Genomic DNA, 25751 nt, shown 5'->3' on the forward strand with positions numbered 1-25751 from the left:
CAAATGGATATGGCGATGGCAGTTTCTTAAGCTTAAGACCGCCCTGTACTTAGTCCCGCTTTACCATTGGCAATGATGGTTTTAGCAAGCACTTTCCACGGCGAAAGTTTAGGATTCGGCTGTTTACCTTGTCCGATGAGTGCCATTTGGTTCATATACCAGTCCATCTCAAGCACCGCGCCGAGTTTGCTATCCACAGCTTTGACGCCTGTTTTGATGCGTTCGGTGGTGATGGTTTGATAAGTGCCGTTTTTGATTTGGTTTGGTAAATCAGGCATGATAGCAAGCGGACGAGCAATACCAATAAAATCCAAATGCCCACTATTTAACGCATCATTCATTGCAGATTCAGAGCGGAAACCGCCTGTAATGATGAGTGGTACTTGACTCACCTTTCTTGCTTTTTCGGCATAATCAATAAAAAAGGCCTCACGTTTTTGGGTGCTAGCTTTGCTGGACATCATCGCAGGGCTTTCATAATTTCCGCCTGAAATTTCAATAAAATCAATGCCTAATTCCGACATTTTTTGCACGACTTGAATGCTGTCGCTTTCATCAAAACCGCCTTTTTGGAAATCGGCAGAGTTCAGCTTTAGACCGACCAAAAATTCAGGTCGCACTACTGCACGAATCCCTTGATAAATTTCCACCAAAAACCGCATACGATTCTCAAGGCTGCCGCCCCATTTATCGGAACGCTGATTGTGATGGGGTGATAAAAATTGACTCACCAAATAGCCATGAGCCCCATGAATTTGTACACCGCTAAACCCTGCTTGTTCTGCGATTTTTGCCGCCCCAATAAATTGCTGAATCAACGTTTCAATTTCATTTTCTGCCAATGCTCGTGGCGGATTTATAAAACCGTCCATACCTTTTAAAGCAACCGCACTTGGCGCAACAGGCGTTTTATTGACGGCTTTTGGCGATTGCTTACCTGCATGATTGATTTGCATAATGAGCAAGGTGTCATTTTGCGTGCCTGCCTTTGCCCACGCCTTTAGCATATCCATGCTACGCTCGTCCGACAGCACGACATCATTGATTGAGCCTTTGCCAGTTTCTGACACCATGACATTGCCCGTCACAGAGATGCCGATGCCACCTTTTGCCCATGTATCATACAGGCGGACAAGCGCTTGAGTGGGCTGGTCGTGTTTGGCAAGCTGCTCTTCCATCGCCGATTTAAAGAAACGGTTTTTGGCAGTTTTGCCATTTGGGAAAGTGAATGATTGAAATAACATAAAAAATACCTGATAATAAAATTGAGTTGATAAGTTTAAAAATATAAACTTGTTGGATAAAAAAATACTAATCGGATGAATGTTGATTTGACGGACAATGATATGTCATCAGCTGTGCCAATTGCCCTAGTTTTTCGGTCGCATCATGCATAGCAATGCTATAAAACCGCTCTTTGCCGACCTGCTCGACACTCACCGTACCCGCTTGTAACATAATCTTGAGATGATGCGACACCGCAGGGCGAGACAGATGCAGTCGCTCGGTGATGTCGCTGACATTCATTGCGCCGTTTTCGAGCAGTAGCTGTAGGATTTTGTGGCGATTTTCGTCCGATAATACGGTAAAAATCGGAATACAGTCTTTCATCAGCGCCATCGTTTGCTGTGGCATGGTTCACCTTTCATATTCGGTTCAAGTTTATAGGTTTAAAAATATGGACATATCATAGCGTAAGATGATTGGGTTTGCAAGTGTTTTTTGCGCTTTTAACCATCCTGTTATCTTATGGCGACTTGGATAGTGTTTCAATCATCCATCTATTGACAGTCCAGTCCAAGCTAATTATGATTACCATGTCATTCAGCCAATTTGAATAACCAAACTTAAGGAAATCATCATGAGCCACCTACCACAAACTTTACGAAAGCTCACCCTAATTGCTTTGGCAAGTACTGTTTTGTTTACCCAAACTGCATGGGCAGATACATGGAAATGTGAAATACCCCAAGTAGCAGGATATGATTATGTTGGCTGTCTGTCTGAAGGCTTGGCAGCGGTCAAAAAAGACCGTAAATATGGGTTTATCGACAAAACAGGTAAGGCAGTTATCCCTTTGCAATACGATTGGATTGATAGCTTTAATGAAGGCTTAGCAAGAGTTAAAAAAGGTGGCAAATGGGGATTTGTTGATAAAACAGGTGCCGTGGCTATTCCCTTGCAATATGATATTGTCGATAGCTTTAGCGAAGGGCTAGCGAGTGTTGAAAAAGATGGCAAACATGGTTTTGTAGATAAAACAGGTAAGGTAGTTGTTGCATTGCAATATGATTATGCCAATAGCTTTCATGAGGGCTTAGCAAGGATTAAAAAAGATGGTAAATCTGGGTTTATCGATAACACGGGTACTGTCGTTATTGCACTGCAATATGATGGTGTTTACGACTTTAATGAAGGCTTGGCAGGAGCTAGAAAAGATGATAAATGGGGGTTTGTTAATCAGGTGGGCAACATAGTTATCCCCTTGCAATATGATTGGACTTATAGTTTTCATGAAGGCTTGGCAATAGTTAAAAAAGATAATAAATGGGGATTTATTGATAAAACTGGCAAGGTGGTTATCCCCTTGCAATATGACAATGCTTGGATTTTTCATGAAGGCTTGGCAAAAGTTAAAAAAGATGGAAAATGGGGATTTATTGATAAATCAGGCAATATAGTTATTCCTTTGATATATGATACTGTTCATAGCTTTAGGAAAAATTTGTCGGAAGTTACCCAAGGGAATGAATGGTTTTATATCAACAAACAAGGTCAGCGAGTGTACTGATTTACCATTGACTTGTCAAAATCATGATGAACCAAACCCCAAAAGCTGAACAGCTTTGCTTGACAGCCTGACTTTTTGTTATTACAATAAATCAAACTCTATGGATTATTGCCGTGTTAATTGAATACGACGAAAACAAACGACAGCGCACCTTAGATGAGCGTGGTTTGGACTTTGCCCACGCCACCCAACTATTCGATGGCATACATCTGACCGCCGTTGATGACCGTACAGATTATGGTGAGATGCGTTATATCAGCATGGGTTATTTACAAGGCAGATTGGTGGTTTGTGTTTGGACTTATCGCCCCATCGATGCACCGACACACCGCCGTATTATTTCAATGAGGAGGGCCAATGACCGAGAAATTAAGAAATTTACCGCCGCTATCCATCGATGATGCACCAGAGCTTGATGATGCGTTTTTTGAACGAGCGGATGTGTATCATGGCAATACTTTGGTTCGCCAAGGCAGGCCACGCCTTGATAATCCCAAACAAGCCACCACCATTCGCCTAGATGCAGATGTGATTGAGTATTTCAAAGCAGGTGGCAAAGGCTGGCAGACACGCCTAAATCTAGCACTGCGTGAATATATCGCCACACACTAAAAAAAGACAGACCATCAAATAGCCAAACCCCAAAAGCCGAACAACTTTTGGGGTTTGGTGTATTAATCAGCGGACATGATTAAGCGGCCTTTCTTTTAAACACCCTTCCCAAATCATCCATCAAGGTATAGACCACAGGAATCACCACAAGGCTCAAAAAAGTCGATGTAATCAGACCGCCAAGCACCGCTGCCGCCATCGGACGACTAAAGGTCGAATCCACACCGCCAAAGCCGATGATTAATGGCAACATCCCTGCGCCCATCGCGATGGTCGTCATGATAATCGGCTGAGCACGCTTGCGACACGCATCAATCAGCGCATCAAAGCGAGATAGCCCGTCTTGGTCTTGGGCGATGATGGCATAATCAACGAGCAAAATCGAGTTTTTGGTGGCAATACCCATGAGCAAAATAAAGCCAATCATCGCAGGCATCGACATACTACTGCCTGTAGCAAGCAAACCCACAAACGCCCCACCAATCGACAGCGGTAGCGCCATCAAGATGGTGAACGGCTGCAACACTCGGTGGAACAACAGCATCAGCACCGCAAAGATACAAAACACCCCCACGCCCATCGCCATCACAAAGCCTGAGAACAGCTCTGCCATGTTTTCGGCTTGACCTTCATCCATCACCGACACGCCTGCAGGCAGACGGCTTAGGGTCTGGGTGGCTTTGACCGCTGTCATCAGCTCACCGACTTCACCGCCATTTGGGAATACGGTAATCTTAATCGCTCGTTCACGATTAAGACGGCTGACGCTTGATTCACCCGTGCCAAAGCGTAGCGTCGCCACTTCTTTGACTTGTACCATCTGTCCTTTTGAGCTTGGGACATATAGGTTTTGTAAGTCGCTTAGGTTCTTTTTGTCCGTATCTGATAAGCGAATCAAAATCGGCACTTGGCGAGTATCCAGATTGAGCTTAGGCAAGGCTTGGTCATAATCCCCCACCGTCGCCACACGCAAGGTCGCCGCCAAATCCGCTGTCGTCACCCCTTTATCCGCCATCGCAAGCTCATTGGGTATCACTGCCAATTCAGGTTTGGGCAGTGATTTGTTGCTGATGACATTGGCGACACTTGGCAAGGCTCGTACATCATTCATGATGGCTTTGACTGTGTCATCCAATAGTCTTTTGTCGCTACTTTTGACCGAGAAACTATAACCAGCTTCTTGACCGCCACCTTCGATACCGACATTAAAGCGAGCCGACGGCACGGATTTTAGGACTTGGTTAATTTGATTTTCGATGTCAGTTTTGCTTGCACGCTCGGTACGATTGACGAGTTTGACTTCAAGACTTGCCACATTGACCGAACCACCACGCATACTACTTGGGTCGCCTGTGCTTTGACCTTCGCCAACGCTTAACAGCACTTCGCTCACGCCATCAATCGCCTGTACCTTTTCAAGTGCCATCTGACTGATACGCAAGGTATCATCGATGGTCGCATCAGGGGTGAGCTCGATAGAGACTTTGGTTTGGTTCATCTCATCAGGCGGGATAAATGCAGTCGGTAGTAGCCCTGCCAAGCCAAGCGACGCCACAAAAAACCCAAGCGCCATCAGCATCGTCATCAATCGATGACTTAGTGTCCATTTGACCACAGACAAATAAGCCATCATCGCACGGCTAGGCGGCTTGTCATGATGCTTGGTCGGCTTAAGAATATACGCCGCCATCATCGGTGTCACAAGGCGCGCCACCAGTAGCGACATAAAAATCGCAATCACCGCCGTCCAGCCAAATTGACGGAAAAACTGCCCCACAATCCCACTCATAAACGCCGTCGGCAAAAACACCGCAATCAACGTAAATGTCGTGGCAATCACCGCAAGCCCAATCTCATCCGCCGCTTCCATCGCTGCCTGCATGGGCGTCTTACCCATATTCAGATGTCGGACAATGTTCTCAATCTCAACGATGGCATCATCAACGAGCACGCCCACCACTAAGGTCAGCGCCAGTAGCGAAATCATATTTAGGCTAAAGCCAAACCAATACATCGCAAAAAACGCAGGCACGATGGACAATGGCAATGCCGCAGCCGCCACCAATGTCGCGCGCCAATCACGCAAAAACACAAAGACCACAATCACCGCCAAGATACCACCTTCGATGAGCATTCGCATGGTGGCGTGGTAGTTTTCTTCGATGGGTGCGGCATAATCGACGATTTTGTCAATTTTGATGCCGTCCATTTCGCTGTGCAATTTGGCGATTTCTTCATCGACTGCCTTGACCACCGCCACTTCGCCTGCGCCTTTTGAGCGAGTGATATTAAAGGCGACGACCGATTTGCCATCTAGCTTGGCAAGCGATGTGATGTCAGCGTGCGTATCTTGGATACTTGCAAGGCTACCCAGCTTGACCGCTGTGCCATGCGGTGTGGTGATTTGGATATCATTGAGCTCACGCACCTGCTGACCCATGCCAAGCACACGCACTGTCTGGGTATTGCCACCGATTTTGGCTTCACCGCCCGAGCCGTCTTGCCATTTGGCGTATAACTGCTGTGACAAGGTGGTGATGGGCATACTTAGGCTTGCCAAGATATCCGGCTTGGGCTGCACCATGATTTGTCGCTCGACACCACCGATACGGCTGATACTGCCCACGCCTGCGATGTCCGAGAGTCTTTTGGTCAAGGCATCATCGACAAACCATGACAACTGCGTATCACTCATATTGTCCGCAGACACCGAATAAGTCACCACAGGAAAGCCTGCGGTAGAGACCTTTGAGACAATCGGCGCATTGGCAGCGGCGGGCAAATCGCCCTGCACTTCACTCACTGCCGAGCGTACATCATCGAGCGCTTCATCGACATCTTTTTCGAGTACAAACTCGGTAAAAACCGTCACCGCCCCCGTTTGTAGCGTGGTGCGGATGGTTTTGACACCTTCGATATTGGTGATTTTATTCTCAACTTTTTTGGCGATATCACTCTCAAGCTGGTCGGGCGTCGCCCCTGCTAGGGTGATGGTCGTCACCACACCCGGAAAGTCGATATCAGGAAACTGCTGGACTTTCATCTGATAAAAGCCAAACACCCCAAGCAAGCTCAATAAGCTAAAAAATAAAATCGCCACCAACGGATTTTTGATGGAATAGGCTGAAAAATTCATGGCTTATTCCTTGATAACTGCTGACTGATTGGCTGGGTCGGTCGCACCCTGTGCATTGACACTGGCAACAGTGACCAAATCACCATCATTCAAGAAGCTAGCACTTTTGGCGACAATCAGCTGGTCGGTTGGCACATCCACCGCCACCAGCTCATCTTTTTGACCTTGAATGGTGACTTGGGTGCGTACCACCTTGTACAGCTCTGTATCCGTTTTTGTCAATACCCATACATAGTCCATGCCATCATTATTTAGGATGGCGGACAACGGTACGGTTGGCAGACTTTGGCTAGTTAGGATAAACTGCCCTGACAGATACATCCCTGCTTTGACGCCTGCGCCATTGGACAGCTTGACATGAGCAATCATCTCACGGCTACTGTTCGCTGTCGGGGATAGCTTGGTGACTGTACCTGTAAGTAGCTGGTTATTGAATGTCACTTGGGCAGGCTGACCGACACGCACCGAGCCAGCGTCGCTACTTGAGAGTGTCGCTTGCCATTCGACTGCGCCATCTTTGATGATGCTAAACAGTGATGCGCCTGTCACCAGCACGCCGACTTGGGCGCTCTTGGCACTGATGACGCCTGATACTGGGGCAGTTACTTTGGCATTGGCTTCGTTATTTTTGGCGGTATTAAGCCGTGCTTTGGCAGCGGTGATATTCGCCTGTGCCTGCTTGAGCGCTGTGCGATAGCCATCGACTTCTTGGCGAGAAACCGCATCGATGGCAAGCAGTGGCTCGGTGCGATTTAGGTCTGTTTGCGCCTTTTCATAACTGGCTTCGGCCACCGCCAAATCCGCTTGGGCTTGGGCGGTTTGTTCAGAGAGTGTCTTAGTGTCTAGCACGGCAAGCACTTGACCTGCCTTGACCACATCGCCGACATCGACGAGCACACGCTCAACAGTCACGCCTGTCAGCTGTCCACTGACTTCGGCAGTCTCGGTCGCCGCCACCAAGCCATTGGCAGACAGTGTCTGCTCGATGGTGTGCAGTGTCGGCGTGACAGCTTCGACCGCCATCACTGCTTTTGGTTCGGCAATCTCTGGGGTATCGGACTTGGTTGCTTCGGTCTGTGCTGTCGGCGTCGTGCCAATCAGCCCGCTTTTACCGATGAATACACCGACAGCCACCAAAACAACGGCTGCCACAAGTTGCCACCATGCAAACTTGGATTTTTGCGATTGCGAGTTTTTATAAGAAGTCGTCATAAGCTGTGTCAAATTCGCCAAAAAATACTAAAAATACTTCATTATACGGTATTTTGATAAGCAATGACTGACACATTTTTACCATTTTGCTACAAATTGTCAGCTTGACCCAGTTTTTTGCGGATACGAGTCACGCTTTGGCGGGTCATGCCCAGATATGAGCTTAGGTCTTGGACGGATAAGCGTTTGGCAAGCTCGGGGTTATCGTTAATAAAATTGACATAGCGCGCGGTGCTGTCGCTGATTAAGAAACTCTCGGTACGCTCAATAAAGCGGAACAACAATCGCAAGGTATGCTCATGCACATAGCGGAAAAATTCGGGAAAATCTGCCAAACACTGCTCAAAATGCGCCTTGTCCACCGCCATCAAAATGGTCGGCTCGATGGTATAAATGTTGTATTTGCTCGGCAGATTTTCAATCACTGCCATATAATCGCCCACGCCGTCTTGCTCTGCCATAAATTGCACATTAATCTCATCGCCATCCGCCGTCTGATAGCTCATCTTGCATAGTCCCGACACAATAAACGCCATCTTATCCATGCTCTGTCCTGCCTGACACCAGCAATGCTTGGCAGGTAGGCGTACCACCGTCATCGGTGCGGTGATAACATCCAACTCATCATCACCCAGTGACGGCATACACTCACCCAAATGCGCCTTAATCAGTGCCTTGATTTCAACGGCATTCATCCGCCACACTTCATCAGGCGAGACGGTCAATTTGGGTCTGTCACGGACGGAAATCTGCACAGTTTTTTCCTTATTATTCAATCACTTAGCCTACACACCCACATAATCTTTGGCAGTGGGTATCCAAGTATTCATAATACTGATGGCTTTTGGGATGGCATCAGGGGCGGCAATCAGCTGATGGGCGATAGTGCCTGCCGCTTCTAACAAGGCTTCATCACGCACGATGTCCGCCAGATAGTAGCCCATATCGCCTGTTTGTCGCTTGCCCAGTAGCTCGCCTGCCCCACGCAGCTCGAGATCCTTTTGGGCGATGACAAAGCCATCGGTGCTATCACGCAGGACATTGAGCCTTTCGATCCCTGTCGGTGATAATGGCGCTTGGTACAGTAGCACGCAGAAACTTTTGGCACTGCCACGACCGACACGCCCACGCAGCTGATGTAGCTGTGATAAGCCGAGCCGTTCGGCATTTTCGATCACCATCAATGACGCATTTGGCACATCCACGCCCACTTCGATGACTGTCGTCGCGACAAGCAGATCGATGTCACCCTGTTTAAACGCCATCATCACCGCTTGCTTATCCACAGGCTTCATCTTGCCATGCACAAGCCCCGTGCGGATATCTAGCCTATCGGTCAAATCCTGATACAACAGCTCTGCCGATTGCGCATCAAGTACGCTTGACTCTTCGACCAGTGGGCAGACCCAGTAGGCTTGCTTGCCTTGTTTGCAGTTTTCACGGATACGCTCGATGACTTCATCACGGCGATCACGGTTGATGGTCACGGTGGTAATCGGCGTGCGATTGGGCGGCAGCTCGTCAATCACCGACACATCCATATCACCATACATACTCATGGCAAGCGTTCTAGGAATCGGTGTCGCTGTCATGGTCAGCTGATGCGGCGTGCCACCTGCGACGCCTTTATTGGTGAGCTTGAGCCGCTGCTCCACCCCAAAGCGATGCTGTTCGTCAATGATCACCAGCCCAAGCTTGGCAAAGGCGACCGTATCTGAAAACAGTGCGTGCGTCCCCACCACCACTTGCACATCGTTATTTGCCACTTGTTCAAGGGCGACCGCTCGCTCTTTGGCGGTTTGCTTACCGGCAAGCCAACCGACACCAATACCCAGTGGCTCAAACCATTTTTTAAAATTCATCAAATGCTGTTCGGCCAAAATCTCCGTCGGCGCCATCACCGCCACCTGCCAACCGCTATCAAGCGCATAGCACGCCGTCATCGCCGCCACCAAAGTCTTGCCCGCACCGACATCACCTTGGATAAGCCTTAGCATCGGCTGTGATGTCGCCATGTCTGCTACTGCTTCGCCAATCACTCGCTGCTGAGCTCCTGTGAGCGCAAACGGCAAACTCTGCATAAGCTGATCTGCTAATGGACTGTGGCTCTGACAACGGGGCGCTTTGTGATGATAGACATTATTACGCCGAAACAAGAAACTTAGCTGATGTGCCACGAGCTCTTCGATGATGATACGCCGACACGCAGGGTGTGAGCGGTCTTTGAGTGCGTTTAAGAGCGCCGTTTGGCTAAAAATATCCGCATTCTGCTCGGGCAGATGGATTTGGTATAGCGCAGGTAACAAATCCCCCGACAGCCCCACCCCCACCGAGCGTAGTTCATCATCCGACAGACAGCTGATGCCTTCACGGCTCACTGCCTGTAGCGATAGTCGCACCAGTTGGCGTAGTTTGTTCTGATGCAGTCCTTTGACCGCAGGATAAATGGGCAATAGCCCTGTTTCAAAGGACTTGGTACCTGTGATGTGATATTCAGGATGTGATATCTGCGTACCAAAGCGACTGATTTTCACTTCGCCAAAGGCAGTGAGTTTCGCCCCCACTTCCATCGTGGATAACAGACTTGCATAAGTCTTAAAAAATCGAAGCACCACAAGCCCTGTATGATCTTCGAGCGTCACTGACAGACCGGTTTTGTTTTTTTCGACCCAAGTGATTGTCCCCGATACCAATGCACTCATGCCATGCTCGAGCTCACCAATCGGCACGACACGGCTACGATCTTCATAATCTCGTGGCAAGTGCATCAGCATATCAAAAATGCGATAAATCCCAAGCTCTGCCAAGCGATTTGCCAAGGCTGATCCCACCCCTGCAAGGGCAGTGACAGGCAGATGAATGGTCATGGCAGATGCGTTCATGATGATACCTAGTATGAATCGGATGATGAGAGAATTTTAAAATAATTCACCCAAAAAAGCAAAAAGCCCAAAGGTTGCCCCTTGAGCTTTTTTTGGCATACTGCTTTATTAGAATGCGAAGTGCGCACCTAGTGTTACAAGATTTGCATCTGACGCAATACGGTCATAAGCCAATTCCAAACCTAGATTCTGAAGTGGCTTATAGCCTAGTGCCACACCGCCCGCAACCTTAGTGCTAGAATCAGTTTCTTCATAACTATAACCCGGAACAATCATTTCTACTTTGGTATTATGATAGTTCATACCTAATTTTGCTTTTGCATATACAGGCACAGTTTCAAAATTGTAACGATACGTACCATATACACCAACGGTTTTGACGTTGTACTCAATAACGTTATTAGCATCTTTTTTGGTTTCAGTAGCCATAAAATCGGCTTCAATGCCAAGATTTTGATCAAAGTTATAACCGCCATATACGCCATATGCTGTCAAATTATCAACATTCTCATAAGAGCTATCAGGCATAATTTGACCAACTTTAGCACCCACATAAGCATTGCCAGTGCTTAGCGCACCGAAGTTTGCAGCTTGTGCAGAAACCGCAAATGCAGCTGAAGTCGCTAGCACTAGAGCAGCTTTAGTAAATAGTTTCATAACTTTCTCCTTAAGGTTAAAAAACAATCTCTCGATTGGGTAAGTTAAATGTAACACAATATTTCACACAGTTTTGTAATTTTTTGTTACATTTGTATAAAAAGCAGACATTCTGCTGACTGATTTTCCCTATCAAATAAATAAACCGCCACCCTTGTCTTCATTGACATGGACAGCGGTTTATTACATTTACAGCGGAATCACCGATTACCAATCATCATCTTCGCTATCATTTTCTAAAATCATACCGCCTGCAACCGTATGGTAGGTTGCTTCATCAATCAAAATAAATGACCCTGTGGCTGTATTTTCGGCATAGGGTGTCGCCAAGATTGGCTTTTGTAGGCGTAAGGTGACTTCACCTAAATCATTCATATTTAAGGTGTCTTTATCAGTAAAGTTACTTAAGGTGTGTACGTCCCAAACATGGTCAATGCTATCAACTTTAGCAAACACGGTTTGCGTGGTATGTTTTAATAAATATTTACGAGCAGGGTTTAATGCACGGCTATCAAACCAGCATAAAGTCGCTTTAATTTCTTTGGTTGGCATACGCTTTGAATGGCTTGAAATCAGCGTATCACCACGAGAAATGTCGATGTCGTCGCTAAGGCGAATCGTAACTTGTTCACCACTGCTGGCAGATTGTACAATCCCATTTGGACTGATAATTTCGCTTACGCGGCTCACATGACCTGATGGCTCAACACGAATTTCATCGCCAACGGCCACTTGACCTGCTTCAATACGCCCTTGATAACCACGGAAATCATCTTGTTTATCGCCATCTGCTCGCAGAACAAATTGTACAGGGAAATGGAAATTCGCTTTGTCTTCTTGGACAAATTCGCCTGTCGGTAAATCTTCTAAAATGCCAAGCAATGCACCGCCTTGATACCACGGCGTATTGTCGCTTTTATGTACAATATTATCACCATTTAAGGCTGAAATTGGGATAAATCGTACATCATTTAAGCCTAATTGTTCTGCTAAAGTTTCATAAGCACGGACAATGGCATTAAATTTATCTTCACTAAAGCCTAGTAAATCCATTTTATTGACCGCCACTAAAACGTGTGGGCAACGTAAATGTTTTAAAATGGCAGAATGGCGTTTAGTTTGTGGCAATAATTGTACAGGTTCTTGATTAAAATCAATTTGTGATGCGTCAAGTAATACCACCGCCGCATGAGCAGTCGATGCCCCTGTTACCATGTTACGGGTATATTGTTCATGCCCTGGGGTATCGGCAATGATAAATTTGCGTTTTGCCGTTGAAAAGTAGCGATACGCCACATCAATGGTAATACCTTGTTCTCGTTCGGCTTCTAAGCCATCAGTTAAAACAGAGAAGTCAATCACTTCAGATTGATTTTTGGTTTTCGCAAGGTTATTGAGTTGGTCAGTTAATAATGCCTTGCTATCGTATAATAAACGTCCAATCAGCGTGCTTTTGCCATCGTCCACACTACCTGCAGTAATAAAGCGTAATGGGGCATATTGGTTTAAATTTGACATCTTGTTATCCTTTTTTTCAATTTTTCAATGCGTTGTTTGATGCAATTGCCACACAAATGGCTTTTGCTACTAGGCAAATGAGCGAAGTTGTACAAGTAGTACTACGAGCGAGTTTAACGACGTAGCAGAAGTCATTTGGCAGGCAATTAAAAATAGCCTTGTTTTTTACGCTCTTCCATCGCCGCTTCACTCACTTGGTCATCAAGGCGAGTAGCACTACGCTCAGAGATTTCAACCACAGCAGTTTCGGCAATAATTTCTTCTGCACTCTTTGCAGTACTTGCCACAGGACAAGTGCATGAAATATCGCCAACGGTACGGAAACGCACCGAGCGAATTTCGCTGACATCATCAGGTGCTTTTGGTGTTAATGGAGTAACAGGCACAAGCAAGCCATTTTTTGCCACAACTTCTCGTTCATGTGCATAGTAAATTGATGGTAATTCTAAGTTTTCGCGTGCGATATATTGCCAGATGTCTAATTCTGTCCAGTTTGAAATTGGGAAAACTCGCATATTTTCGCCTTTATGATGCTTGGCATTGTACAATGACCATAATTCTGGGCGTTGGGCTTTCGGGTCCCATTGTCCAAACTCATCACGGAAAGAGAAAATACGCTCTTTGGCACGGGCTTTTTCTTCATCTCGTCTTGCACCGCCCATCAAAGCATCAAATTTATGTTCAGCAATGGTTTCAAGTAGGGTAACGGCTTGAGCTCCATTGCGTGAATCGGTTTCTTTACGCAAAACCACCGTGCCTTTAGCAATCGAATCTTCAACATGACCCACCACTAAGCGAGCATTTAATTTTTTCACTTGTTCATCACGAAATTGGATAACTTCTGGATAGTTATGCCCTGTATCAATATGGACTAATGGAAAAGGTAGTTCAATGTCTCGCCCTTCAATAGCAAAGGCTTTGCGTGCCAAAGCCAGCAAAACGACCGAATCTTTACCGCCCGAAAATAGCAAAGCAGGATTGCTGCATTCGGCAATCACTTCTCGAATGATATAAATTGACTCCGCTTCAAGCCAGTCAAGGTGTTTATTTTGCAGGGTTGTTTGTTCTGACATAATCATTACCTAATTTTATTGAATCTTAAAAATTTAAACTGGGGTTTTTGCGTTTTTCCGCATTTTTTCTGCGTTAAGCTACTTATGAAGTCCGCACTCTTTACTATCTCGATTCTCCCACCACCAACGCCCAGAGCGAATGTCTTCACCTTCTTTGACAGGCATGGTGCATGGCTCACAGCCAATACTTGGATAACCTTGACGGTATAATTCATTAAATGGAATGTTAAACTTTAAAATATATGCCCAAACATCTATCTCTGACCAGTCATAAATTGGATTATATTTGGCAATACCACGACCATCATCGTGTTCGGCAAAGGGTAAATCCGTGCGAGTAACCGATTGTTCACGGCGTTGTCCTGTAAGCCACGCATCTGCATCTGCCAATGCTCGGTTTAATGGCTCAACTTTACGAATAAAACAGCACTGCTTGCGGGCATCGACACTGTCATAAAAGGCATTCGCCCCTTGTGTTTTGACATAGTCATCGACCGCTGATGCATCAGGCGTATAGAGTTTAAAATTTAAACTTGGATAGTAAGTTTGTACCACATCAATCAAAGCTAGCGTTTCGTCATTTAGCCGTCCTGTCTGTAGGGTAAAGACTTCAATCTTTGCCCCAACATTCACCAAAGCATCGGTAATCACCATATCTTCGACCGCAAGAGAGCTTGCAAATTTGACTTGGGTGTGCTTGGTGTCAATCTCTTGAAGTCGCTGTTTGAGCGTGGTAATTTTGTCGTCTAAGGCAGCAAAATCGGCATCGCTTGGCGTGGGTATTTGCCAAAATTTGGGTTTTGTAATCATAATGGCTCCCTATGACAGGTGGCTTTTTGTGTTTATCATGCTATCCATCGAGCATCAATGTGCGCCAAATGAGCGCTTAAAAACTATGACACAAAGTATCACCGAAACGATAAAATCGAAAATACCATTTTGTACAAAGTAAATCACTTTTTGGCATTAGAAATGCCGACACCGCCAATCTTGGCAGAAATGTTGGGCAAAAAGCGACGCTGATGCGTCATGCAAATGAGATAACGGCGATTTGTCGCTACAAATTCATTACACAACATCAGCATAATAATAAATCCCGACACTTAATTTTGTGCTATAGTCTGTGGATATGATTGCTACTAATGGGATATGACCATGACACCGACCATGACGCTTCGCCGATTGATGCTACCGATGATGGCAATGAGTGCTGCCGTACTGAGTGCCTGCGCCAACAACACCGCCAAAGAGACAACCACAGCGACCACGCCCACACCAACCGCCCAAGAGTCTCGCCCTGTGGTGGCGCTCGTGCTCGGTGGTGGCGGTGCTCGTGGCTTTGCACACATTGGGGTGATTGAGTCGCTCGAAGCGCACGGCATCCGCCCTGATTTGGTGGTGGGGACAAGTGTCGGTGCGATGGTCGGCAGTGTCTATGCCAGTGGTGCGACACCTGCCAAGCTTGTGACGATGGCAGATGAGCTCAAAGAAACGGATTTGATTGACATCACCCCATCCAAGCAAGGATTCGTCGATGGCGCTCGCCTGCGCCAGTATATCAATGCACAAGTGGGCAGCCGTCCGATTGAGCAGTTCCCGATTCGCTTTGCTGCGGTCGCCACCGAGATGCAGACCAAGCAAGCCGTCACTTTCCGTCAAGGTGATGCAGGTCTGGCTGTACAAGCATCTGCCAGCGTGCCAAATCTATTCATCCCGCCACGCATTCCCGAAAACAGTGGCAAAAAATACATCGACGGCTCACAGTCTGCGCTACTACCTGCTCGCATCGCCAAGAATATGGGCGCTAATGTGGTGATTGCGGTGGATTTGATGGCAAAAGCCGATACAGCCGATGCCAATAGTGATACCAAGACAGACGCTAATCAGCCAACCACCCCAAACACCGTCAGCATCAGCCGTGATGACACAGGCGTCCATGCCAAATGGGGCAATGAGACCATCCGTATCCCGATTGACATCGCCCAGATGAATGACGCCGCCAAAGGCTTGCCGTTTGAGCTGCCGCTCGGGGATATCTTTGGTAATGTCCTAAAAGCCATCCCTGAAAGCACCCAAATCGAGCTACCAAAAGAGCTACCGAACAAACTGCCAAAAAATCCATCCGAATTTTGGCAACTGTTTGGCAATGTCGGTGCCAATATCAAAGCCGACCCTGCCGACATCCAAGCCAGTGATGTGCTGATTGCCCCTGATTTGTCCAAATCAGCGGTCTTTGACACCACCAATCGCACTGCGCTGATTCAAGCAGGCAAAACCGCCACCGATACCCAAATCGACGCCATCAAACACGCCATCCAAACGGCACAATATCGCTATGTGGGCAAAACTCAATAACGCTTTGCTTGTTTCAAACAACGGTCAATGGTATATTGACCGTTTTTGTTGGATTAAAATAATGCAGGTAACACGCTTGCCACCAATAAAACAATCAAGGAAATTAAAAACGGTTTGGATTTATGGTGCGTGGTATGCACCCTACTGTACTAATCGCATGAAAGATGGTGGCGTAAAAAAGGCAGGAAGTAACCATGGAAAATGATAAGCAGAAGCAATACGAAAGCCTATTAAATTTAAAAAGCAGGATATTTAACTTCTATCCTCCTCTTTTTATAATAACTAACTGGTCTTTATACCATTTTTTGGGTATTAAAAGCCCTCTTATACTTTTTTTTATTGCTATTTTAACACAAATCCCCATAGATTTTTGGTTTAGAAAGAAAAATATATGCCCTTGGTGCGGAAATAGTTTTTTTCTTTTTAGAAAAGATGGTACACAAGATATCAGCTTTAAGATATTTACACAATCTAAATGCATAAATTGTGGTAAGCCAGATGACGAGCCCTAAAATATTCTACTATGCCCCAAGTGCGTAGGGTGCGTACAACGCACCCTTGAAACTTGCCACCAATAAAACAATCAAGGAAATTGGAAACGATTTGGATTTGTGGTGCGTGGTACGCACCCTACCACTCATTACTGCAGGAAAATTTGTATGGTTTATCAAATTCAACAATATTATCATGATCTATATTTAATTCTTGAATGTTTTTCTTGTTGCATTCGCTCAAGTAATTATCGATAGAAAAATTATCCACCGCCTCTTGATGTTTAATGTTTTTTATTAAAAAATAAATAGTGCATTCTATTTCTTTAGATAAATCTTTAATAAATTCAATGTAGCTATCATTTAAGCTCATATCTTTATTTATAACACCATTGGAATATTCTCTATAAAAAATATAGAAGCCTTTTTCTGTTTTAGAAAAAGTGTATTTTTTAAATCGATGTTTTTCTATCAATCGACTTCTTTTTTCTAAAATCAGAAAACTTACTGTTGTCATATATTATCTCGATTTTCCATACCAAACTTGTGCTCCATTTCTATCAGTGCATAGGTGCATACAACGCACCCTTGAAACAGATTTATGGTTTGTTACTCATACCCCATCACCAAATATATTGCAGACAAAGCGGTGTCGGTGTTGGCGTGTGGACATAGGCGAACAACAAGCCATCAGGGAATAGCTCTTGCATTGTCTCGTCTGCATAAGTTTGCTTGAGTATCAAGCCTTCTTTTGGGACAATCATCATGGTTTCAAGATAAGCAAAAGGTGCTTTGGTCTTGATATCAATCATCGCCATCTTATCCTGCTTAGGCTCAAAGACGGTCATCTCAAGCCCCACTTGACGATATTTACCATCCGCCAAGCACTCAAATCTCAGATGGTTGCTAGCGATAATCCCGCTATCTGATTGACGAAAATTAATCACGCCATAGTCACCAAATACCGGTTCGGTCATCGCCCAGTAGCCTTGATAGATTTCTTTGGGGAATTGATACTCGGCGTGTGCAATACTGCCCATGCCCAATAATGCACAGCTTATCCATGATACGATAAATTTATTCATCATTTACTCTCAACAAAAAACCCAATTGCATTGTACACAATTGGGTTTGGCGTTGTAAATACGGTCAGTCCATCACACACGCTCAATAATCGTTGCGATACCTTGACCCAGACCGATACACATGGTGGCAAGACCGATTTGGGTGTCTTGTTGTTCCATGACATTCAGTAGCGTCGTAGTGATACGAGCACCCGAGCAGCCGAGCGGATGACCTAGCGCAATCGCACCGCCGTTATGATTGACGATGTCTTGCTTGTCTAGCAAATCTAGGCCTTTTAGCACCGATAGGCCTTGAGCGGCAAATGCTTCGTTGAGCTCGATGGTCTGAATATCAGACAGTGACAAGCCTGCACGCTTGAGCGCCTTTTGGGTGGCAGGCACAGGGCCATAGCCCATGATGGCAGCATCACAGCCTGCGACCGCCATTGAGCGGATGCGGGCGCGTGGTTTTAGCCCCAGTGCTTTTGCTTTGGCGGCACTCATCACGAGCATCGCTGATGCGCCATCTGATAGTGCTGATGATGTACCTGCGGTGACTGTACCGCCTTTTGGGTCAAAGACAGGCTTGAGCGCTTGGAATGCTTCGAGATTGGCATCAGGGCGGATGACTTCATCGACAGTGCATAGCTGTAGATTGCCATCCGCATCATGGCCTTCGACGCCGACGATTTCGTTAGCAAATCTGCCTTCGGTGGTGGCTGCCCATGCTTTTTTGTGCGAATTGACACCGAACTGGTCTTGCTCTTCACGGGTGATGCCATTTAGACGACCGAGCATTTCAGCGGTCAAGCCCATCATATTTGAAGCTCGAGCAAAGTGCTTAGATGCTTTTAGGTTCGGGTCGATGCCGTGAGTCATGCCCACATGACCCATATGCTCGACGCCACCGATGATGAACATATCTCCTTGATTGGTCATGATTTGTGCAGCGGCGGTATGTAGCGCTTGCATTGATGAGCCACACAGACGGTTCACGGTTTGGGCGGCGACAGATTTTGGCACGCCTGCCAACAGTGATGCATAGCGGCCGATGTTCCAGCCTTGCTCAAGTGTTTGGTTTACACAGCCCCAAATCACATCTTCAAGCTCGCTTGGGTCGATTTGATTACGCTCAATCAATGCACTGATTAGGCTTGCTGATAACTCATCTGCTCGCACATTGCGAAACATACCATTTTTGGTTTTGCCCATGGCGGTACGCACGCCATCGACGATGACCACATCTTTTGGACTTAATACTGTCATTATAATATTCCTTATCTTTTTTTAGTAAAAGGTTTCACCGTTGGCAGCCATAGCCACAAGCTTCGCTGGCGCTTCGTATGCCTTGCCAAGATGTGCGTATTTGTTGCACAGCTCGACATAGTTTGCCACGCCGATTTGGTCGATATAACGGCATGGGCCGCCACGGAACGGTGGGAAACCGACGCCCATAATCATCGCCATATCCGCTTCGCCTGCCGATGCCACGATATTATCTTCTAGGCAACGCACCGTTTCATTACAAAACGCAATCATCATGCGGTCGATGATTTCTTGGTCATCCACTTGACGGCTGTCGGTTTGTACGGCTTTTAGCAGCTCATAAGTCGTGGTATCGGCAAGTTTTTTTGGTTTGCCTTTTTTGTCCGTTTCATATTTATAAAAGCCGACGCCATTTTTTTGACCCAAACGATTGTTCTCAAACAGATGCTTGATACCGCCTTTATAATCAGGCTTCATACGGTCAGGGAAACCTTCTGCCATCACTTCAGCGCCGTGTACGCCCGTATCTAGACCCACCACATCGATGAGATAGGCAGGGCCCATCGGCCAGCCAAAGCGTTCCATCGCCTTGTCCATCTGTACAAAATCCACGCCTTCTTTGAGTAGTAGGTCAAATGCACCAAAGTAAGGGAACAACACACGGTTCACCAAAAAGCCCGGGCAGTCATTGACGACAACTGGGGTTTTGCCCATTTTTTGTGCCAAAGCAACGGTGGTCGCCACCGCTTTTTCGCTGGTCTTCTCGCCACGGATGACTTCAACGAGTGGCATACGATGCACAGGGTTAAAAAAGTGCATACCGACGAAGTTTTCTGGGCGTTTGAGCGCTTTGGCAAGACGAGTGATTGAGATGGTCGAAGTGTTTGACGCCAAGATAGCATCTTCTTTGACCAAGCTTTCGACTTCGGCAAGCACCGCTTCTTTGACTTTTGGATTTTCGACCACCGCTTCGATGACGATGTCGGTATTGCCAAAGTCGCCATAGTTCAGCGTCGGACGGATACGAGATAGGGTCTCGCCCATCTTGGCAGGGGTGAATTTACCACGCTCAACCTGCTTAGATAGTAGCTTGGTCGCCTCACTCATGCCAAGCTCAAGCTGCTCGCTCTTGATGTCTTTCATGATGATTGGCAAACCCTTGCTTGCGGCTTGATAAGCGATACCACCGCCCATGATGCCAGCACCTAGTACAGCGGCCTCACGGATGTCGTGTGCTTGCTCGCTGTGTTTTTTGGCAAGCTTTTTGACCAGCTGATCATTCAAGAACAGACCGACCAAAGCGGCAGCTTGTGGTGTTTGGGTAGCTTTAGCAAAGCCTGCAACCTCGACCTTGACCGCTTCATCACGGGTCAAATTAGCGTGCTTTTCGATTGCCTCGACCGCAAGCGCAATGGCAGGATATTGCTTTGGATTGGCTTTGGCAAAGATCATGCCCTTACCACTGTTGAACGCCATCGCTTGCTCAAGCTGATTGAGCTTGATTGGCTCAAGCTTTTCTTGGCGACGAGCTTGCCAGTTAAGATCGCCTTTGATGCATTTTTTGACCAAATCGATGGCAGAACCTACCAAAGCATCATCGGCCACGACCGCATCGACAAAGCCCACTTTCAAGGCTTCTTCAGGCTTATAAAACTTCGCTGTCGCCACCGCTTCTAGGATATTATCAATGCCAAGCAAGCGTGAACCACGGATCGTACCGCCCCAGCCCGGGAAAATACCAAGCTTGGTCTCAGGCAGACCGATTTGACCCGATACACCCATCACACGGTACTCACAGACCAATGTCATCTCACAGCCACCGCCGAGTGCCGCACCATTGATGGCGGCGACTTTTGGGAATGGCAAATCTTCAAAACGGTTAAACACTTGGTTAAAATCATATAGCCAAGCTTGCATCTGATCTTGTGGCTTTTTAAAATGCTCAACAAACTCGGTGATGTCCGCCCCTGCGATAAACACGCTTTTGCCCGATGTCACCACTAGGCCTTTGATGTCATCACGAGCTTCTAATGCACTGACCGCTTGCTCATACTCAAGACTGGTCGCTTGGTCAAATTTATTCACATGACCATCTTTGGCATCATAGCGAAACTCGACGATGCCTGCTGTTTGATCAATAAAATCGACCTGAATTTTATTTCCTTGAAAAATCATGGATACTCCTTATTGAGTGAAAATCGTGCCAATCGCTTGGCAGTAATTGCCACTTACTATAACACACTCGATTATCGATGTTGCTTTGCCAAAGATGACCGAGTGGTCATGATTTGAGTTGGCAAGATTTATCACAGGCAATAAAAAAACGCCCAGAAAATTCTGAGCGTCTGTATCCAAGATGGATTATTTGCGTTCGCCAAGCTTCGCGCTGATTTCACGCAGTAGTAGCACTTCTTCTGATGGCTCTGCTGGCGCTTCTGGTGCCGCTTCTTCAGACTTGCGTAGCTTGTTCATGCCTTTAACCATCATAAAGATGATGAATGCTAGGATGATGAAGTTAATCACTACGGTGACAAAGTTACCATAGGCAAGCATCGGTGCGCCCGCAGCTTTTAGGGCATCATAGTTATTCGCCACACCTGCAGGTGCTTCGCCAAGCAAGATGTACATATTTTTGAAATCAATCTTGCCACCCATGATGAATGAGATGATTGGCATAATCACATCTTCAACCAATGATGTGGTGATTTTACCAAATGCAGCACCGATGATGACACCGACTGCCAAATCCATCACATTACCTTTTAGGGCAAACTCTTTAAATTCTTGAACCATACTCATGGCAACATACTCTCTTGTATTAATTGGGGTAAAATGCGCACAAGCAATCTGCTTTAGCAATTGTTGGCACTTTTGTAAAAATATGTCAGCATAACGCTTAAAAGTTGTGCAATTTTAACACAACTTTTCGTAATAACTGTATCAAATGATGGTAAGCGTGTTAAGTTTTGTTAATCCACTTACCAATATCGATTAGTCTTTTTTACGGCCAAGACGCTTACGCTCATTTTCGGTCAAGTAGCGCTTACGAATACGGATTGATTTTGGTGTGACTTCAACCAATTCATCATCTTCGATAAACTCAAGCGCTTGCTCAAGCGTGTATTCCAGTGCCGGCGTCAAGATGATGGCATCATCAGAGCCTGATGCACGGATGTTGGTCAGCTGCTTGGCTTTGGTTGGGTTCACCACCATATCATCAGAACGAGAGTTGATACCAACAATCATACCTTCATAGACTTCTAGCTGCGGCTTGGCAAATAGGCGACCACGCTCTTGTAGGCTAAATAGCGCATACGCCAAGCAAGTGCCTGTGACCATTGAGATCAGCACACCGTTTTGACGACCAGCAACCGCACCGCCTTTGGCAGGGCCATAATGCGAGAAGCTCGATGTCATGATACCTGTGCCTGATGTCATGGTCAAAAATGCTGAACGAAAACCAATCAAGCCACGAGATGGCACGGTAGCTTCGATACGGATACGGCCTTTGCCATCGACTTCCATATTGGTCAAATCGCCCTTGCGGTTGCCCATCTCTTGCATGACTGCGCCTTGATGCTGTTCTTCGACATCAAAAGTCACATTCTCATACGGCTCACACATCACGCCATCAATCTCTTTCATGATGACCTGCGGACGAGATACGCCAAGCTCAAAGCCTTCACGGCGCATATTCTCAATCAAGACTGACAAGTGCAATTCACCACGACCAGAGACTTTGAATTTCTCAGGGCTATCAGTATCTTCGACACGCAATGCCACATTATGAATCAGCTCACGGTCTAGGCGTTCACGGATATTGCGTGATGTAACAAATTTACCTTCTTTACCAGCAAATGGTGAGTCATTGACCTGAAAAGTCATCGATACGGTTGGCTCATCGACGCTAAGCGCAGGCAATGCTTCGACATTTTGTGGGTCGCAGATGGTATCAGAGATATTGAGTGCATCAAGACCAGTCACACAGACGATATCGCCCGCTTGCGCAAAATCCACATCCACACGCTCAAGACCATGATAACCCATGATTTTTAGGATACGGCCATTGCGCTTGTTGCCATCTTTGTCGATGACAGTCACAGGGGTATTGGTCTTGATTGAACCACGCTGAATACGGCCAACACCGATAACACCCACAAAGCTGTTGTAGTCAAGGCTTGAGATTTGCATTTGGAATGGGCCATCGACATCAACCTTTGGCGGCTCGACGATATCGACGATGGTCTCAAATAGTGGCGTCATGTCTGATGCCAAATTATCTGGCTCAAGACCTGCGATACCATTGATGCCTGACGCATAGACGATTGGGAAATCTAGCTGTTCATCAGTCGCTTCTAGACTATCAAACAAATCAAATACTTGGTCAATTACCCAATCAGCACGGGCAGCAGGCTTATCAATTTTGTTGATGATGACAATTGGCTTTAGACCACGAGCAAAGGCTTTTTGGGTCACAAAGCGAGTCTGTGGCATTGGGCCTTCTTGTGAATCGACAAGCAAAAGTACGCAGTCCACCATCGACATCACGCGCTCAACCTCACCACCAAAGTCGGCGTGGCCCGGGGTATCGACGATGTTAATACGGTATTCGATACCAGTGCGACCATCGGTCCATTTGATGGCAGTGTTCTTTGCCAAGATGGTGATGCCACGCTCAGATTCTAGGGCGTTTGAGTCCATGACTCGTTCAATATCGCCTGAGCGGTCGCCAAGTGCGCCTGATTGTTGTAGAAGTTTATCAACTAGGGTAGTTTTACCGTGGTCAACGTGAGCAATGATTGCGATATTACGCAAGTGCTTGATGTCGTTTGCCATAAATACTCAATATTAATCAAAATGAAAATCGGGCAGTGCCCGTAGAAAATGGAATCATCAAAGATGATTGTGTAAGAAAACTGTTTATTATACCATAAATCGACTGATAATTACAGTTAAATGATACAAATAAAAAGAACCACGCCAATGGCATGGTTCTTTTGGACATATTAGTAAATAATCGTTAGATTATTGAACTTGCATGTCTTTAGTTTGTTGAACGGTAGTTACCTTGTTACCAGAGATAACTGCTTCAACACGACGGTTCATTGCTTTACCTTCGTCAGTGGTGTTTGGAGCGATCGGACGATCGAAGCCATAACCTACAGCGCTTAGACGGTTTGGAGCAATGCCGAACTCGTTAGATAGAACTGCTTTGATTGCGTTCGCACGAGCTTCTGATAGACGTTGGTTGTAACGTGCATTTGAGCGTGCTGAATCTTTAGAAGCGTGACCTTCGATTTGTGCAGTTGCGTTCGGGAATTCACGCATTTTTTCTGCAACTTTAGCGATTTCTTCTTTGTACTGTGGTTTAACAGCAGACTTGTCGTAGTCGAAGAATACGCGTAGTTCTAGGCGTAGGTCTTCACGTACGTCAACGTTACGTGGGCAGCCACGAGCGTCAACAACAACGTTTGCTGGAGTGCCTGGGCAAGCATCTAGGTGATCTAGAACGCCGTCACCATCAGTGTCAACTGCTTTTTCTTCAACGATTACTGGAGCAACTGGAGCTGGAGTTGGCTCAACTACTGGAGCTACAACTGCAGGTACTGCAGGTGCTAGACGGCCACCTAGAGTTACTTCTAGACCAGCTAGTGCTAGACCTTCCCACCAGTTGTTGTCGAAGTTGTGGATTGCACGTGCTTCACCACGTAGCGCTAGTGCGTCATTGACTAGGTAACGAGCACCTAGACCTAGGTTACCGATAGTGTCTTTTGATTCTGCAACTTCAGTGCCTGGGTTGATCACATTATTTGGATCGGTAACACCTTCTTCTGCTGCCGCACCTGGAGTGTAAGCTGCTTTGTTTTCGATAGAGATCTTAGATTGACCAGCACCGATCAATGCATATGGCTTGAATTTGTTGTCAGCATTGTAACCAGTGAACTGCTCTAGACCAACTAGGAAGTTACCAGTGATCATTTGTTGTTCAGCGTCGAAACGGTTTGCTTCATTAGCATTTGCAGACCAGTGAGAAGCTTCAGCATTTGCATTTGCTACGCCGTATTCTACTTGGAATTGAGTTGATGGAGTTAGCTCAACACCAATTGCTGCACCTGCATATAGGCCGCTTTCAACAGCAACACCACCATTTAGTGGATCTGCAGTCTCTGCAAGGTTTTTAGCAGCATTGTTTAGTTGCTTATTAACTTTCAACACTTCGCGTTGTTCGTCGTCAGAGAAAGATTCTGAGTAGTGATAACCAACTAGTGGGGTTACAGTGATGCCAGCTTGTGCAGCAACTGGAGCCACAGCGGCAGCAAGAACGGCTAGAGCGATCTTGTTAAGTTTCATAAATTCCTCCAAAGGAATGGTTGGGTTTTTCAAAAAAAGTGTAACATAACATTACTACGGTCTATTTTAGCACAAAGAGACGCCCTTGCCAATGTCTGAACATTGACAAACTTGACAATTGACACCACCTTGGCATCGTCTAGACCAAAACAGATAGGCTAAGCTTAACCGCAAAAGTCCGAATTTACAACCTTTTTTTGGTAAAAACTACACAATATTACACAAAATTTACCAATTTTTACGTTTCGGGTAAAAAATTGGTTATTTTTTAATCACAATAATCAGCTTATGAAATATTTTGTTATGATTATTCCTAGAAATAATTTATCAAAATATGTCAAAA

23 protein-coding genes are annotated in these 25751 nt (G+C 46.1%); 5 read left to right on the forward strand and 18 right to left on the reverse strand.

Annotated elements, in window-relative coordinates:
- Positions 1-32: 32 nt before the first annotated feature.
- A complete protein-coding gene (locus B0680_RS05660) occupies positions 33-1244 on the reverse strand; it encodes an NADH:flavin oxidoreductase/NADH oxidase family protein (protein ID WP_078254120.1) in 1212 nt (403 codons plus the stop codon).
- Between the two features lie 67 nt (positions 1245-1311).
- Positions 1312-1635 carry an ArsR/SmtB family transcription factor gene (locus B0680_RS05665; protein WP_078254121.1) on the reverse strand — a complete coding sequence of 108 codons (324 nt, stop codon included), beginning with the start codon at positions 1633-1635 and terminating at the stop codon, positions 1312-1314.
- Between the two features lie 226 nt (positions 1636-1861).
- On the opposite strand from B0680_RS05665, the gene B0680_RS05670 reads away from it, so the two are divergent.
- The 3 genes from B0680_RS05670 to B0680_RS05680 all read left to right on the forward strand — a co-directional run bounded on the left by B0680_RS05670 (position 1862) and on the right by B0680_RS05680 (position 3403).
- The gene (locus B0680_RS05670) at positions 1862-2791 is read left to right on the forward strand and encodes a WG repeat-containing protein (RefSeq protein WP_078254122.1); all 930 of its coding nucleotides are present in this window, start codon (positions 1862-1864) and stop codon (positions 2789-2791) included.
- 113 nt (positions 2792-2904) lie between these two features.
- Positions 2905-3192: a BrnT family toxin gene (locus tag B0680_RS05675; RefSeq protein ID WP_078254123.1), complete on the forward strand. Its 288-nt coding sequence runs from the start codon at positions 2905-2907 to the stop codon at positions 3190-3192.
- Positions 3149-3403, forward strand: coding sequence for a BrnA antitoxin family protein (locus B0680_RS05680; RefSeq protein WP_078254124.1), 255 nt, complete (start codon positions 3149-3151; stop codon positions 3401-3403). The genes B0680_RS05675 and B0680_RS05680 overlap by 44 nt, the downstream gene beginning before the upstream one ends.
- Positions 3404-3482: 79 nt before the next feature.
- Here B0680_RS05680 and B0680_RS05685 read toward each other — a convergent pair whose 3' ends face one another.
- The 9 genes from B0680_RS05685 to B0680_RS10975 form a co-directional block, all read right to left on the reverse strand.
- Positions 3483-6539: an efflux RND transporter permease subunit gene (locus tag B0680_RS05685; protein WP_078254125.1), complete on the reverse strand. Its 3057-nt coding sequence runs from the start codon at positions 6537-6539 to the stop codon at positions 3483-3485.
- A gap of 3 nt (positions 6540-6542) precedes the next feature.
- The gene (locus B0680_RS05690) at positions 6543-7751 is read right to left on the reverse strand and encodes an efflux RND transporter periplasmic adaptor subunit (RefSeq protein WP_078254126.1); all 1209 of its coding nucleotides are present in this window, start codon (positions 7749-7751) and stop codon (positions 6543-6545) included.
- 89 nt (positions 7752-7840) lie between these two features.
- Entirely contained in the window at positions 7841-8506 is a 666-nt protein-coding gene (locus tag B0680_RS05695) for a Crp/Fnr family transcriptional regulator (protein WP_078254127.1), read from the reverse strand.
- Positions 8507-8536: 30 nt separating this feature from the next.
- The gene (gene recG, locus B0680_RS05700; RefSeq protein WP_078254128.1) at positions 8537-10633 is read right to left on the reverse strand and encodes an ATP-dependent DNA helicase RecG; all 2097 of its coding nucleotides are present in this window, start codon (positions 10631-10633) and stop codon (positions 8537-8539) included.
- A 108-nt stretch (positions 10634-10741) separates the two neighbouring features.
- On the reverse strand, positions 10742-11290 hold the full coding sequence (locus B0680_RS05705; RefSeq protein WP_078254129.1) for an outer membrane beta-barrel protein: 549 nt from the start codon (positions 11288-11290) through the stop codon (positions 10742-10744).
- A gap of 207 nt (positions 11291-11497) precedes the next feature.
- Entirely contained in the window at positions 11498-12808 is a 1311-nt protein-coding gene (locus B0680_RS05710) for a sulfate adenylyltransferase subunit 1 (protein ID WP_078254130.1), read from the reverse strand.
- 146 nt (positions 12809-12954) lie between these two features.
- Entirely contained in the window at positions 12955-13881 is a 927-nt protein-coding gene (gene cysD / locus B0680_RS05715) for a sulfate adenylyltransferase subunit CysD (RefSeq protein WP_078254131.1), read from the reverse strand.
- 78 nt (positions 13882-13959) lie between these two features.
- Positions 13960-14691: a phosphoadenylyl-sulfate reductase gene (locus B0680_RS05720; protein ID WP_078254132.1), complete on the reverse strand. Its 732-nt coding sequence runs from the start codon at positions 14689-14691 to the stop codon at positions 13960-13962.
- A 143-nt stretch (positions 14692-14834) separates the two neighbouring features.
- The gene (locus B0680_RS10975; protein WP_265734175.1) at positions 14835-14966 is read right to left on the reverse strand and encodes a hypothetical protein; all 132 of its coding nucleotides are present in this window, start codon (positions 14964-14966) and stop codon (positions 14835-14837) included.
- A gap of 70 nt (positions 14967-15036) precedes the next feature.
- On the opposite strand from B0680_RS10975, the gene B0680_RS05725 reads away from it, so the two are divergent.
- Together B0680_RS05725 and B0680_RS05730 are read left to right on the forward strand one after the other, a co-directional pair.
- The gene (locus tag B0680_RS05725; protein WP_228143756.1) at positions 15037-16236 is read left to right on the forward strand and encodes a patatin-like phospholipase family protein; all 1200 of its coding nucleotides are present in this window, start codon (positions 15037-15039) and stop codon (positions 16234-16236) included.
- A gap of 194 nt (positions 16237-16430) precedes the next feature.
- Positions 16431-16748, forward strand: a complete 318-nt coding sequence (locus B0680_RS05730) for a hypothetical protein (protein ID WP_078254133.1) — start codon at positions 16431-16433, stop codon at positions 16746-16748.
- Positions 16749-16866: 118 nt separating this feature from the next.
- On the opposite strand, the gene B0680_RS05735 is transcribed toward B0680_RS05730, so the two are convergent.
- The 7 genes from B0680_RS05735 to B0680_RS05765 all read right to left on the reverse strand — a co-directional run bounded on the left by B0680_RS05735 (position 16867) and on the right by B0680_RS05765 (position 25408).
- Positions 16867-17244 (reverse strand): hypothetical protein, encoded by a 378-nt coding sequence (locus B0680_RS05735; protein WP_078254134.1) that lies wholly within the window; start codon positions 17242-17244, stop codon positions 16867-16869.
- 106 nt (positions 17245-17350) lie between these two features.
- Complete coding sequence (locus tag B0680_RS05740; protein WP_143821364.1) at positions 17351-17812, reverse strand: hypothetical protein; 462 nt, start codon at positions 17810-17812, stop codon at positions 17351-17353.
- A 72-nt stretch (positions 17813-17884) separates the two neighbouring features.
- Positions 17885-19057, reverse strand: a complete 1173-nt coding sequence (gene fadA, locus B0680_RS05745) for an acetyl-CoA C-acyltransferase FadA (RefSeq protein ID WP_078254136.1) — start codon at positions 19055-19057, stop codon at positions 17885-17887.
- Between the two features lie 21 nt (positions 19058-19078).
- The gene (fadB, locus tag B0680_RS05750) at positions 19079-21232 is read right to left on the reverse strand and encodes a fatty acid oxidation complex subunit alpha FadB (RefSeq protein ID WP_078254137.1); all 2154 of its coding nucleotides are present in this window, start codon (positions 21230-21232) and stop codon (positions 19079-19081) included.
- A gap of 186 nt (positions 21233-21418) precedes the next feature.
- Positions 21419-21856, reverse strand: a complete 438-nt coding sequence (gene mscL / locus B0680_RS05755) for a large conductance mechanosensitive channel protein MscL (RefSeq protein ID WP_078254138.1) — start codon at positions 21854-21856, stop codon at positions 21419-21421.
- Between the two features lie 192 nt (positions 21857-22048).
- Complete coding sequence (gene typA / locus B0680_RS05760; RefSeq protein WP_078254139.1) at positions 22049-23893, reverse strand: translational GTPase TypA; 1845 nt, start codon at positions 23891-23893, stop codon at positions 22049-22051.
- Positions 23894-24082: 189 nt separating this feature from the next.
- Positions 24083-25408, reverse strand: coding sequence for an OmpA family protein (locus B0680_RS05765; protein WP_078254140.1), 1326 nt, complete (start codon positions 25406-25408; stop codon positions 24083-24085).
- Positions 25409-25751 lie beyond the last annotated feature (343 nt).

This window comes from Moraxella pluranimalium (assembly GCF_002014825.1).
Classification (GTDB): Bacteria; Pseudomonadota; Gammaproteobacteria; order Pseudomonadales; family Moraxellaceae; genus Moraxella; species Moraxella pluranimalium.

Coding starts and splice junctions, on each gene's coding strand:
- B0680_RS05660 (WP_078254120.1), bottom strand. CDS start 1,244: ATGTTATTTCAATCATTCACTTTCCCAAATGGCAAAACTGCCAAAAAC.
- B0680_RS05665 (WP_078254121.1), bottom strand. CDS start 1,635: ATGCCACAGCAAACGATGGCGCTGATGAAAGACTGTATTCCGATTTTT.
- B0680_RS05670 (WP_078254122.1), top strand. CDS start 1,862: ATGAGCCACCTACCACAAACTTTACGAAAGCTCACCCTAATTGCTTTG.
- B0680_RS05680 (WP_078254124.1), top strand. CDS start 3,149: ATGACCGAGAAATTAAGAAATTTACCGCCGCTATCCATCGATGATGCA.
- B0680_RS05685 (WP_078254125.1), bottom strand. CDS start 6,539: ATGAATTTTTCAGCCTATTCCATCAAAAATCCGTTGGTGGCGATTTTA.
- B0680_RS05690 (WP_078254126.1), bottom strand. CDS start 7,751: ATGACGACTTCTTATAAAAACTCGCAATCGCAAAAATCCAAGTTTGCA.
- recG (WP_078254128.1), bottom strand. CDS start 10,633: ATGAACGCATCTGCCATGACCATTCATCTGCCTGTCACTGCCCTTGCA.
- B0680_RS05705 (WP_078254129.1), bottom strand. CDS start 11,290: ATGAAACTATTTACTAAAGCTGCTCTAGTGCTAGCGACTTCAGCTGCA.
- B0680_RS05710 (WP_078254130.1), bottom strand. CDS start 12,808: ATGTCAAATTTAAACCAATATGCCCCATTACGCTTTATTACTGCAGGT.
- cysD (WP_078254131.1), bottom strand. CDS start 13,881: ATGTCAGAACAAACAACCCTGCAAAATAAACACCTTGACTGGCTTGAA.
- B0680_RS05720 (WP_078254132.1), bottom strand. CDS start 14,691: ATGATTACAAAACCCAAATTTTGGCAAATACCCACGCCAAGCGATGCC.
- B0680_RS10975 (WP_265734175.1), bottom strand. CDS start 14,966: ATGCTGATGTTGTGTAATGAATTTGTAGCGACAAATCGCCGTTATCTC.
- B0680_RS05725 (WP_228143756.1), top strand. CDS start 15,037: ATGACACCGACCATGACGCTTCGCCGATTGATGCTACCGATGATGGCA.
- B0680_RS05730 (WP_078254133.1), top strand. CDS start 16,431: ATGGAAAATGATAAGCAGAAGCAATACGAAAGCCTATTAAATTTAAAA.
- B0680_RS05735 (WP_078254134.1), bottom strand. CDS start 17,244: ATGACAACAGTAAGTTTTCTGATTTTAGAAAAAAGAAGTCGATTGATA.
- B0680_RS05740 (WP_143821364.1), bottom strand. CDS start 17,812: ATGAATAAATTTATCGTATCATGGATAAGCTGTGCATTATTGGGCATG.
- fadA (WP_078254136.1), bottom strand. CDS start 19,057: ATGACAGTATTAAGTCCAAAAGATGTGGTCATCGTCGATGGCGTGCGT.
- fadB (WP_078254137.1), bottom strand. CDS start 21,232: ATGATTTTTCAAGGAAATAAAATTCAGGTCGATTTTATTGATCAAACA.
- mscL (WP_078254138.1), bottom strand. CDS start 21,856: ATGAGTATGGTTCAAGAATTTAAAGAGTTTGCCCTAAAAGGTAATGTG.
- typA (WP_078254139.1), bottom strand. CDS start 23,893: ATGGCAAACGACATCAAGCACTTGCGTAATATCGCAATCATTGCTCAC.
- B0680_RS05765 (WP_078254140.1), bottom strand. CDS start 25,408: ATGAAACTTAACAAGATCGCTCTAGCCGTTCTTGCTGCCGCTGTGGCT.